The following is an 11,787-nucleotide window of genomic DNA, read 5'->3' on the forward strand; positions in this document are numbered from 1 at the left end:
GTCGATTCCATCAAGCGTGTCCAGATCCTCGGCACTCTCGGCGAGCGCTTCCCCGCACTCCCGGCTGTCGGTCCGGAGCAGGTTGCCGAGTTGCGCACGCTGGCCGATGTGGTCGCCTACATGGGCGCCCCCAACGCCCCGCAGCCCCGATCCGAGGGCCAAGCCACCCAGCCTGAGTCCGGCGCCGCCATCCAGGCCGCTCTCGTGGAGATCGTGGCCGACAAGACCGGCTACCCGACGTCGATGATCGACCCGACCATGGACCTGGAAGCCGATCTCGGCGTCGATTCCATCAAACGAGTCCAGATCCTCGGCACCCTCGGCGAACGCTTCCCCGACCTCCCCCCGGTCGGCCCCGAGCAGATCGCCGAACTCCGCACCCTCGCCGACGTCGTCACCTACCTGGGCGCCGAACCCTCCGCCGAGCCCCCCACGGAACCCACCTTCCGCCGCCAGTACCTGGAACTGGTCCGTGTCCCCGATGTGGACGAGGCCCGCGCCCGCTACGCCGACAACCCCGTAGCCGTCGTCAGCCACGCCGACGACTTCGCCGACGCGCTGGAGCAGCGCGGCTGGACCGTCATCCGCCACACCGGTGACCAGCCGCCCGCCGCCGACCGGGTCGACCTCTGCCTCGTCGGCCTCCCCACCGGTTCCACCTGGGCCGACACCACCACCCTGCTCACCGAGCATCTCCTGCTCGCCAAGCACACCGTCCCCGCCCTCCGTCAGACGATCGCCAACGGCACCCGGGCCGCGTTCATCTCCGTCACCACGCTCGACGGCGCCCTCGGTCACGAAGGCGCCGCCGACCCCGCCGACGCGCTCGCCGGTGGTATCGCGGGTCTGGTGAAGACGCTCCGCCACGAGGTGCCCGGCCTGTTCTGCCGCGCACTCGACTTCTCCCCGCGGCTGCCCCGCGGTGCCGCCGTCGACCGGCTCGCCAAGGAGCTGAACGACGCGGCCGCGGAGCCGGTCGAGGTCGGCATCGACCACATCGGACACCGCTGGACCGCCGTGTTCGCCGAGCGGCCCGCGGTCGTGGGGGAGTCCGCGCTCACCGAGGACGACGTCATCGTGGTCACCGGCGGCGCGCGCGGTGTCACCGCCGAATGCGTGCGGGCCCTCGCAGGTCGCGCCGAGTTCGTCCTACTGGGACGCACCGAACTCGCCGACCTCCCGGAATGGCTGACAGACGGCGACTTCAAGCCCCAGCTCATCGAGCACATGCGTGCCGCAGGCCCGGTGACCCCGCGCGAAGTGGACCGTCGACACCGCGAACTCCTGGCCCAACGGGAGATCCACCACACGCTCAACTCCGTCAAGGCCCGCTACATCTCCGTGGACGTCACCGACGCCGACGCCGTCCGCGAGGCCCTGAAGGACATCCCGGTCACCGGCGTCGTGCACGGCGCGGGCGCCCTCGCCGACGCGCTGATCACCGACAAGACCCGGGAGAACCTCGACACCGTCCTCGGCCCCAAGCTCACCGGCCTGCGCGCCGTGCTGGACGCGGTGGACGAGTCGAGGCTGCGCCACCTGGTCCTGTTCACCTCGGTCGCGGGCGTGTTCGGCAACACGGGCCAGTCCGACTACGCGGTCGCCAACGAGGCCCTCGGCCGCGCAGCCGCCAGCTGGAAGCGCGCCGCCCCGCACCGCAGGGTCACCGCGATCAACTGGGGCGCCTGGGCGGGCGGCATGGTCACCCCCGAACTGGCGGAGCTGTTCCGTCAGCGCGGTGTCGACCTGCTCCCGTTGGACACCGGCGCCGCCATGTTCGCCGAGCAGTTCACCGACCCGCACCTGGGCGACATCGAGATCCTCATCGGCCCAGCCGAGCCGCTTACCGGTCCGCGCACGCCGAGCCCGACCCCGGCCCTGCTCGCCCGCCGCGACGTCCGCCCGCTCGGCGACGACCCGGTGATCGACGACCACCGCATCGGCGCTCACCCGGTGTTCCCCGCCTCCGCCGCGCTCGGCTGGATCGCGGGCGCGCTGGAACGGGCCAACCCCGGCCTGCGGGTGATCGAGGTGCGCGGCTTCGAGGTGCAGCGCGGCATCGTGTTCGACGGCTCACCCGAGGACGAGTACTGGCTGGACGCCGAACCGGGCACTGTCGTCGACGACACGCTGGTGATCAACGCCGCCGTGGTCGGCAACCCGGACACCCAGCGCCGCTCGCACTACCGAGGCACCTTCGTCCTGGCCACCACCCCGGCGCCCGCCCCCACCGGAACCGCCCATAACACCGGAGGCGGCACCCCGACCACCGCCTACACCGACGCCGACCTGTTCCACGGCCCACTGTTGCAGGGCGTCCGCCGAGTCCTCGACCGCGCCCCGCGCCGCCTGGTCGCCGAATGCGCGCTCGCCGACGAACCGGTCGGCCTCGGCGCCTACCGGTCGACCCTGCACAGCCCGGTACTCGGCGACGTGGTCCTCCAGGCCGCCGCCGTCCTGGGCGTCTGGTTCCTGGACGCGGGCTGCCTGCCGCTGACCCTGGGCCGCTGGGAGTTCTTCGCCCCGCTCCCGGACGGCACCCCGTTCGTGGCCACGGTCGACAACCTGCGCGACGGCCCGATGACCGTGACCGTGGACGTGGTCCTCAGCACGCCCGAGGGCCGGGTGCTCCAGCGCGTCACCGACGTCTCCGTGGTGACCACCCCGGACATGAAGGACAAGTTCACCGAAGCCGTCCACCGGCGCACCGACCGACCGGAGACCACGCGATGACCGACCTGCTCGCCGAGGCCCACGAGACCCTGTCCTTCCACGGCACCCCCTTCGACAGCCTCGCCTCGACCGCCCAGCCTGCGCCGAGCCCGACCACCGCCTTGACCCCGGTCGCGGCACCGACTCCGACCGCGACGACCGCCCTGAGCCCGGCTCGGACGCAGGCCCCGGCGACCCCCAGTCGGTCCACACAGGACAGTGCGCGTCCCGTCGCCGGTGACCTCGCCGCCCGAGTGGTCGCCCGGCTGCGCGAGAGCGTGATCACCGCCCACGCCTCCGCGCTCGCCACCCAGGAGGTACTCCAGCACTACCGCCTGGCCGCCCTCACCGACCAGGCGACCCGCCACACCACGGCGGAACGCCTACCCGGCCACATCAACCAGACCCCATTGCTCGGCCAGGCTGGTGCGGGCCAGGCGACTCCCGCCCACCCCGGCGGTGCCGGTCAGACAGGCCGATCCCGTCACGCAGGCACCGACCAGACCGTGCTGCTCAGCTCCGCCTGCTCCGCCCAGGCGACCCCGTCCGGCGACCACCAGCCCACCTCGATCGTCGCCATGCGGCACTTCATGGTGACCGCGTCCCGCGCGGCCGACGGCACCCTCTCGATCACCCACACCGCCATCGAGGCCACCACCACCCGCCGCCACCCCGACCCGGCCACCACCGAGGGCGCCTTCAAACCCCTGGCCCGTGCCACCGCCACCACCCTCGCCCCCGCCGACCTCGACCGCCTCCGCGCGGGCGACATCGCAGGCGTGTTCGGCCGTGCCTACGACCAGGGCGACCTCAACCCCATGGTCCGCCTGGCCACCGGCCGCCACGGCGTCCTCACCCACGTCACCGAGCTCACCCGCCGCGCGGGCCGCTGGAACCACGGCACCCTCCGCGGCCGGGCCACCCTGACCGGCGACAACGTCACCGCGGTACTCGAAGCCGCGAGCCAGGCCGCGCAGGTGTTCGCCCTCAACCTGGGCCTGCACCTGTGCCTCCCGGACGCCGAGCTGCTCGTGCACGGCGGCGAGGTCGCGCTGGGCGACCCGGCGGGCGAGGTCGAGCTGACGCTCACGCTGTCCGATGTGGACATGATCCCCCGGCCGTGGCTGCGCGCCGAGGTCGAGCTGGTCGCGCACGGCACCGTCGTCGCCCAGGTGCACGGCCTGCGCCTGGAGGTCCGCGAGCGCCCCGGTGTGGTGATCGGCCCGGACGAGGGCGGCGTCATCCCGCGCGACTTCGGCCGTCGCAACGCCGACGGCGAACCCGCGCTGCTCAACGAGTTCCACATGATCCACAGTTCCCGCGGCGACCTGGCGATCACCCTCGGCCCCGAGTTCGCTCGCTGCGCCGACCGCCGCGCCACCCGCATGCCCAGTGGCGGCCTGCGCCTGTGCGACCGGGTCATGCGCGTGGACGGCAGGCGCCACCAGCTCAGCCGGGGCGCGGGCGACACCGAGTACGACTCGCCCGCAGACTCCTGGTACTACGCCGAGACCGCCAACGCCTCCATGCCGAACGTCATCTACATGGAGACCTCGCTGCAGTCCGCCCTGCTGCTCGGCTACTTCCTCGGCGCCACCCTCACCGACACCGACGACTACAGCCTGCGCAACCTCGACGGCACCGCGACCGTGCTGCGCGAGGTGGACCTGCGCGACAAGACCATCAAGCAGCACTCCGAGCTGGTCAACACCAGTGTGCTGAGCGGCGCGGTCCTGCAGAGCTTCACCTACGAGCTGTCGGTCGACGGCGAACCCTTCTACCGCGGCGAGTCCCTGTTCGGCTTCTTCAACGAAAAGGCGCTCGCCAACCAGACCGGCCTCGACGGCGGCACCTACGTGCCCACCTGGCTGGAGCGCCAGGCCTCCGCTCCCCGGGTGCGCACGGTGCGGGTGGGGCGGCGCGGGCCGGATGGGCCCGCCCGCTCCACCGCGCACCTCGACCTGATCGACGAGATCCAGGTCGTCGACAACGGCGGCGAGCACGGGCAGGGCTACCTGCGCGCGGTCCGGCCCGTCCGGGACACGGACTGGTTCTTCCGCCGCCACTTCCACCTCGACCCGGTGATGCCCGGCTCGCTCGGCGTGGAGGCCGTCCTGCAGGCCATGCAGGAGTGGCTGGTCGACACGGGCCTGGCCAACGGCCTGGTCGCGCCGGAGTTCGTCCTGCCCACCGGCCTGCCCCTGTCGTGGCGCTACCGCGGCCAGATCCTGGCCACCGACGCCGAGATGACCCTGGAGGTCCACATCAAACGGGTCGAGCACGGCGACCAGCGCGTCCGCGTGGTCGGCGACGCCAGCGTCTGGAAGCCCGGCATGCGCATCTACCAGCTCGACGACGTCGCCGTCGAGTGCCGGGGAGTGGGTGCCCGATGACCGCCGTGGTGAACCCGCTCGCGCGGACAGCCGCCGAGGTGTACTCGGTGCTGGCCGATCTCGAACGCCCCTGCTACATCGTCGACCAGGACGGCGTCGCCGCGACCAACGACGAACGCGCCGCCCGCGCGGGCACCGTCCTGGCCGCCGTCCCGCCGATGCCCCCGCAGCGCCTGGGCGCCCCCGACTTCACCCGCGACCACGGCGTCCGGCACGCCTACATGGCGGGCGCCATGGCCAACGGCATCGCCTCCGCGCGCCTGGTCACCGCCATGGCCCGCGCAGGCTATCTGGCCTCGTACGGGGCCGCGTCGACCGTGCCAGCCAAGGTCGCCGAGGCCCTCGCCGAGATCGCCAGGGACGCCCCCGGCGCCGCGTTCGCCTGCAACCTCATCCACAGTCCGAGCGAACCGGCGCTGGAACGCTCCACAGTGGACATCTGTCTGCGCCAGTCGGTGCGCTGCGTTGAGGCGTCCGCGTTTCTCGACCTGACCCCGGAGATCGTCCGCTACCGCGCCGCCGGTTTGACCCGAAACGGCATCGGCAACCGCGTCATCGCCAAGGTCTCCCGCGCCGAGGTCGCGGAACGCTTCATGCGCCCCGCCCCGGACTCGATCCTGCGCGACCTGGTCGCCACCGGCGACATCACCCAGGACCAGGCCGACCTCGCCCGCACCGTCCCGATGGCCGACGACATCACCGCCGAGGCCGACTCCGGCGGCCACACCGACCGCCGCCCCCTCCCGGTCCTGCTCCCCGATCTCCTCCGTCTCCGCGACACCATCCAACGAGAGCTACGCCACCGCACCCCCGTCCGCGTCGGCGCCGCGGGCGGCATCGGCACCCCCGCCGCGGCGTTCGCCGCCTTCGCCATGGGCGCCGCCTACGTGGTGACCGGCTCGATCAACCAGGCCACCGTCGAGTCCGGCCAGTCCCCGGCGGTCAAGCGCCTCCTGGCCACCGCGGGCGTCGCCGACACCGAGATGGCCCCGTCCTCGGACATGTTCGAACTCGGCGTCGACGTCCAGGTCCTCAAGCGCGGCACCCTGTTCCCGGCACGCGCGAAGAAGCTTTACGACCTCTACCGCGCCTACGACGGCATCGACGCCATCCCGCCCGCCGAGCGCGCCACCCTGGAATCCAAGATCTTCCAACGCCCCCTGGAAGACATCTGGACCGACACGGTCGCGTACTTCAGCGAACGCGACCCATCCCAGATCGAACGCGCCGCGGGCAACGAAAAGCGTCGCATGGCCCTCATCTTCCGCTGGTACCTCGGCCTGTCCTCCCGCTGGAGCATGACCGGCGACCCCTCCCGAACCCCCGACTACCAAATCTGGTGCGGCCCCGCCATGGGCGCCTTCAACACCTGGACCGCGGGCACCTACCTGGCCCCACCGGAAAACCGCACCGTCACCGACATAGCCACCCACCTCCTCCACGGCGCCGCCTTCACCGCCCGCGTCACCACACTGTCCCTGGCAGGCGTCCACCTCCCGGCCGCCTGCACCACCTACCGCCCCGTCCCCTGACCCTCAGCCACCGTATCCCCACCACCCCAACACTTCCACTCCCCACCCAGCCCCCTGTGGACAACTCCCACCCCTGTGGACAACCCCGGGAACCCCCATCCCCACCCGAACACCCCGCCATGATCATCACCAGCCCCCAGGGCACGGCCCCTCCCACCCGGGGGCTGGCCACGCGTGGATCCTATTCCCGCAGCTCAACGCGAGAAGGCCCGAACCCCGAGGCTGTGGATAACCAAGCCCGAACCGGTCCCACCTGTGGATAACTCAAGCCCAGGGAGCCAAAGACGCACGCGCCTATAGGCCACCGGGACAACCAAGCCAGAACGCACCATACCCCACTGCCAGCAACACCCACCGCCGACAGCACCCCACTACCGACAACACCCACTGCGCACCCCGCCCACCGGTACCCCATGCACGAACCAAGAACCAATCGCAACCCAGGAGGACGTGTGAGCGACCGCAAAGGCTCCACCTGGCTGCTCTGCCCGGCCTGCCGGGAAATGCTCTACGGCCGCCGCTTCGCCCGCGCCGCCAAGGTCTGCCCGCACTGCGGCCACCACGCCCCGCTCACCGCCCCCGAGCGGCTAGCGCTCCTGCTGGACGAGAACTCCATGCGGTTGCTGGACTTCCCCATCGACGACGCCGACCCGCTCGCCTTCGTCGACTCCGCCCCCTACCCCGACCGCCTCCGTAAAGCCCGCCAGCACACCGGCCTCGACGAGGCGGTGGTCTGCGCGCGCGGAACAATCGGTGACTGCCCCGTCATCGTCGCGGTCATGGACTTCCGTTTCCTCGGTGGCAGCCTGGGTTCCGCGGTCGGCGAGGCGATCACCCGCGCCGCCGAGACATCGTTGCGCGAACGCACCCCGCTGTTGCTCGTGACCGCGTCCGGCGGCGCACGCATGCAGGAGGGCGTCCTGTCCCTCATGCAGATGGTCAAGACCAGCCAGGCCCTCGGCCAGCTCGACGAGGCAGGCATCCTCACCGTCACCCTGGTCACCGACCCGACCTTCGGCGGCGTCGCGGCCTCCTTCGCCACCCTGGCCGACGTGATCATCGCCGAACCCGGCGCGCGCCTCGGTTTCGCGGGCCCCCGGGTCATCGAGCAGACCATCCGCCAGTCGCTCCCACCCGGCCTGCAAACCGCCGAATTCCTATTGGAACACGGCATCGTCGACGCCATCCGCCCGCGCGAACAGCTCCGCCCCACCCTGGCCAGGATCCTCGCCGTCGCCACCCGCCGCGCGCGCGAGAGCACCGCCGAGCCCGGCCCCGCGCTCCGCACCAACCCGGCCGATCTGCCGGAAACCCACCCGTGGGACAACGTCCGCACCGCCCGCACGCTCGGCCGTCCCACCACAGTGGACTATCTCAACCTGATCACGCACGACTTCGTCGAGTTGCACGGCGACCGCCGCAAGTCCGACTGCAAAGCGATTGTCGGCGGCCTCGCCTACCTCGACGACATCCCGGTGATCGTGATCGGCACCCAGAAGGGCCGCACTGCGGCCGAGCTGACCGAGCGAAACTACGGCATGCCAACGCCCGCGGGCTACCGCAAGGCCGCCCGCCTCATGCGCCTCGCCGCCAAGCTCGGCCTCCCGCTGGTCACCCTCGTCGACACGGCGGGCGCCTATCCGGGCGTCGAGGCCGAAATGGACGGTCAGGCGGTGGCGATCGCGGAGAACCTGCGCCTGATGTCGAGCCTCCCGGTCCCCTCGGTCGCCGTGATCACCGGCGAGGGCGGCAGTGGCGGCGCGCTCGCGTTGGCCGTCACCGACCGGGTCCTGATGTGCGCCAACGGCATGTATTCGGTGATTACCCCGGAAGGGTGTGCCGCCATCCTGTGGAAGGACGCCGCGGCCGCGCCCACCGCTGCCGCAGCGCTGCGCGTCGATGCCCGTTCGTTGCTGACCCAGGGCGTGGTCGACGGCGTCATTCCCGAGCCCGACGGCGGCGCGCACACCGACCACGGCTTCGCCGCCGCAGCCTTGCGCGAGGCGCTGACCTCGACCATACGCGAGCTGATGCCGCTGGACGCGACCAACCTCGTGCCGCGCAGGCACGCCCGATTCCGCCGGTTCGGTGTCCCCGCCCCGGACCTGCTCGACCAGGAGATCGCAGAGAGGGAGAGCGCCTGATGACCGAGAGCACCCTGGACGCGGTGCGCGCCAACGCGGTCGCACTGTGCACGCAGACGCCCCGGCCGCCGAGCTGGATCAAGGTCACCGCGGGCGAGATCGCGGTCGAACTGTCCTTTGCGGACGGACCGGCGCCGGTCGTGCTCGCCGCTCCCGTGCCCGCCCCCGTCGAGCCACCCGAACCCGAGCCCGAGGTCGTCACCACCACCAGGCACATCACCTCGCCCACGGTCGGCGTCTTCTACCGCGCGCCGGAGCCGGGCGCGGAGCCGTTCGTCGCCGAGGGCAGCGTGATCGCGCCGGGGCAGCAGGTCGGCATCGTGGAGGCGATGAAGCTGATGCTCCCGGTCGAGGCGGACCACCACGGTCGGGTGACGGAGGTCCTGCTGACCGACGGCACCCCGGTCGAGTACGGAGAGCCACTGCTGGCGTATGTCCCGGAGACCGCCTGATGTTCACCACCGTACTCATCGCCAACCGCGGTGAGATCGCCTTGCGCGTCGCCCGAACCTGCCGGGAACTGGGCATCCGTACAGTTGCGGTGTATTCCACGGCCGATCAGGACTCAGCGGTAGTGCGCTTCGCGGACGAGTCGGTCCACATCGGACCAGCGCCGTCCAAGGCGAGCTACCTCAACATTCCCGCGATCATCGAGGCCGCGCGGCGGGCCGGTGCCGACGCCATCCACCCCGGATACGGTTTCCTGTCGGAGAATCCCGATTTCGCCGAGGTCTGCGAGGACGAGGGAATCGTCTTCATCGGACCGCCCGCGTCGGTGATGCAGAAGCTGGGGGACAAGGCAGTCGCCCGCGCCATGATGGTCGAGGCCGGATTGCCGTTGCTGCCGGGAAGCACGCAGGCAATCGACACGGTCACCGAAGCGCACGCCCTGGCCGACGAGATCGGATACCCGGTCATCATCAAGGCGGCTGCGGGCGGCGGTGGACGCGGTATGCGAATCGTGCGCGACTCGACCGATTTCGCACGGGCATACCGAGAAACCCGCCTGGACGCCCAGGCCGTTTTCGGCGATGGTCGTGTCTATGTCGAGCGCTACCTGGAGTCCGCCCGCCACGTCGAGATCCAGGTCCTCGCCGACCGATATCATTCGGCGGTCCACCTTGGCGCGCGCGATTGTTCGGTGCAGCGCCGACACCAGAAGCTGGTCGAGGAATCCCCACCGCCCGGCCTCCCGGACTCACTGATCGCCGAGATGGGCGCCGCCGCCGTCCGCGCGACCGTGGCCGCCGGTTATGTCGGCGCCGGGACATTCGAGTTCCTTGTGGACACCGAGAACCGGTACTACTTCATGGAGGTCAACTGCCGTCTCCAGGTCGAACACCCGGTGACCGAGATGGTCACCCGCCGCGACCTGGTCGCCGACCAACTCCGCGTCGCGGCAGGCGAACCACTCGGCTTCACCCAGGCCGAGTTGACCGGCCACGCCATCGAATGCCGCGTCAACGCCGAGGACCCGGCACGTGGGTTCGCCCCGGCCCCCGCCACGGTCACCCACTTCGCGGCCCCCGGCGGCCCGTTCGTCCGCGTCGACACCCACCTGCACAGCGGCTACCGCATCCCCGCCGCCTACGACTCCCTACTGGCCAAACTGGTCGTCTGGGGCCCGGACCGCGACACCGCCATCGCCCGCATGCACGCCGCCCTCCGCGAACTCCGCGTCGAAGGCCCAGGAACCGCGACCACCGCCGACTTCCTGCGCGATGTGCTGGACCACCCGCTGTTCCGCGATGGAAAACACGACACCTCATTGGTCGGAGACATGCTTTTCGGAGGCCCCCAGTGATCAACACAGTGATCACCCGCCGCTCCCTGATCGCCGACGGCGTTGTCTCCCTGGATCTGGCGGCCCCGGACCTTCCGGAATGGTCCCCCGGCGCCCACATCGACCTACACCTGCGCGCCGACCTGATCCGCCAGTATTCCCTATGCGGCGATTCATCGAACCGCTCCCACTACCAAATCGCGGTCCTCGACTCTCCGGATGGCAGAGGCGGCTCACGTCTGGTCCACGCCCTCGCAGAAGGCGACGACGTCGAAATCAGCGCCCCTCGCAACCACTTCCCGCTCGTCGACTCCCCGAACTACCTGTTCCTGGCAGGCGGAATCGGCATCACCCCACTGCTGCCCATGCTCGCCACAACCCCCAACTGGCGCCTCGTCTACGGCGGCCGAACCCGCGCCAGCATGGCCTTCGCCAATGAGCTGGTGGACCGCTACGGCGACCGCGTAACCCTGTGGCCCCAGGACGAACGCGGCCTCCTGGACCTGGCAACCGAACTAGGCACCCCCCAACCTGAAACGGTCGTCTACTGCTGCGGCCCGGAACCCCTTCTCGCCGCAGTGGAAACCGCTTGCCTAACCTGGCCCCCGAACTCACTCCACGTCGAACGCTTCACCCCCCAAGAAGATACCGCCGAGCGCCTCCCCTTCACGGTGGAACTGGCTGCGACCGGCCAAACCCTGGATATCCCGGTCGAGAACACAATCCTGGAAGTGTTGGAACAGCACGGAATCCCCGCGATGTCGTCCTGTGCGGAAGGCACCTGTGGCACCTGCGAGACAACAATCCTCGCCGGCACCCCCGACCACCGCGACTCGGTCCTCTCCCCAGCCGAACGCGAAGCCGGAAAATCCATGATGATCTGCGTCTCCCGCGCCAGCACCCCGCACCTGGTCCTGGACCTCTAGTGGTGCGACCCAGAACGTCCGTCGATACACGGCCAACGTTCTGGGTCGCACCACTGGCTCACTCAACACCCCGATCACATGCATGACATCCCCCTGTCACCCACCAGCCGCACTGCAAGGCAGGCCCCGCCCCACCAGGGGGCGGGCCCAACCAGAGGGAAGCTAGTGCCGCATCAAGCAATGTTGGGTAGGTAATCAGGTCTGCGGATCTTGGAGTTGACCGCGAAGTGTTGTTTGGGTGTGGCGTGTTTGTTGGTCCAGCGGATGTAGCGGGCGATCGCGGTCTCTTGGGCGGTG

Annotated in this window: 7 protein-coding genes; all 7 read left to right on the forward strand. The window is 70.6% G+C overall.

The annotated features are described in order from the left end of the window. A partial coding sequence (locus tag C503_RS42355; RefSeq protein ID WP_018687170.1) for a KR domain-containing protein occupies nt 1-2,733 on the forward strand: 2,733 nt, incomplete at its 5' end. Further along, on the forward strand, nt 2,730-5,105 hold the full coding sequence (locus tag C503_RS0136645) for a hotdog family protein (protein WP_026317067.1): 2,376 nt from the start codon (nt 2,730-2,732) through the stop codon (nt 5,103-5,105). The genes C503_RS42355 and C503_RS0136645, both read left to right, overlap by 4 nt. After that, nucleotides 5,102-6,637: a PfaD family polyunsaturated fatty acid/polyketide biosynthesis protein gene (locus tag C503_RS0136650; protein WP_018687171.1), complete on the forward strand. Its 1,536-nt coding sequence runs from the start codon at nt 5,102-5,104 to the stop codon at nt 6,635-6,637. Before C503_RS0136645 ends, C503_RS0136650 begins: the two co-directional genes overlap by 4 nt. 413 nt (nt 6,638-7,050) lie before the next feature. After that, complete coding sequence (accD, locus tag C503_RS42360; protein ID WP_084477513.1) at nt 7,051-8,781, forward strand: acetyl-CoA carboxylase, carboxyltransferase subunit beta; 1,731 nt, start codon at nt 7,051-7,053, stop codon at nt 8,779-8,781. Beyond that, nucleotides 8,781-9,233: an acetyl-CoA carboxylase biotin carboxyl carrier protein gene (locus C503_RS42365; protein ID WP_018687173.1), complete on the forward strand. Its 453-nt coding sequence runs from the start codon at nt 8,781-8,783 to the stop codon at nt 9,231-9,233. The genes accD and C503_RS42365 overlap by 1 nt, the downstream gene beginning before the upstream one ends. Further along, a complete protein-coding gene (locus tag C503_RS0136665) occupies nt 9,233-10,585 on the forward strand; it encodes an acetyl-CoA carboxylase biotin carboxylase subunit (protein WP_018687174.1) in 1,353 nt (450 codons plus the stop codon). The genes C503_RS42365 and C503_RS0136665 overlap by 1 nt, the downstream gene beginning before the upstream one ends. After that, nucleotides 10,582-11,490 carry a PDR/VanB family oxidoreductase gene (locus tag C503_RS0136670; RefSeq protein WP_018687175.1) on the forward strand — a complete coding sequence of 303 codons (909 nt, stop codon included), beginning with the start codon at nt 10,582-10,584 and terminating at the stop codon, nt 11,488-11,490. The genes C503_RS0136665 and C503_RS0136670 overlap by 4 nt, the downstream gene beginning before the upstream one ends. Nucleotides 11,491-11,787 lie beyond the last annotated feature (297 nt).

The sequence above is a fragment of the Actinokineospora enzanensis DSM 44649 genome, assembly GCF_000374445.1.
Taxonomy (GTDB): Bacteria; Actinomycetota; Actinomycetes; order Mycobacteriales; family Pseudonocardiaceae; genus Actinokineospora; species Actinokineospora enzanensis.

Bases quoted from the DNA above. Each gene is read 5' to 3' on its own strand.
- C503_RS0136645 (WP_026317067.1), top strand. From the start codon at position 2,730: ATGACCGACCTGCTCGCCGAGGCCCACGAGACCCTGTCCTTCCACGGC.
- C503_RS0136665 (WP_018687174.1), top strand. From the start codon at position 9,233: ATGTTCACCACCGTACTCATCGCCAACCGCGGTGAGATCGCCTTGCGC.
- C503_RS42365 (WP_018687173.1), top strand. From the start codon at position 8,781: ATGACCGAGAGCACCCTGGACGCGGTGCGCGCCAACGCGGTCGCACTG.
- C503_RS0136650 (WP_018687171.1), top strand. From the start codon at position 5,102: ATGACCGCCGTGGTGAACCCGCTCGCGCGGACAGCCGCCGAGGTGTAC.
- accD (WP_084477513.1), top strand. From the start codon at position 7,051: ATGCACGAACCAAGAACCAATCGCAACCCAGGAGGACGTGTGAGCGAC.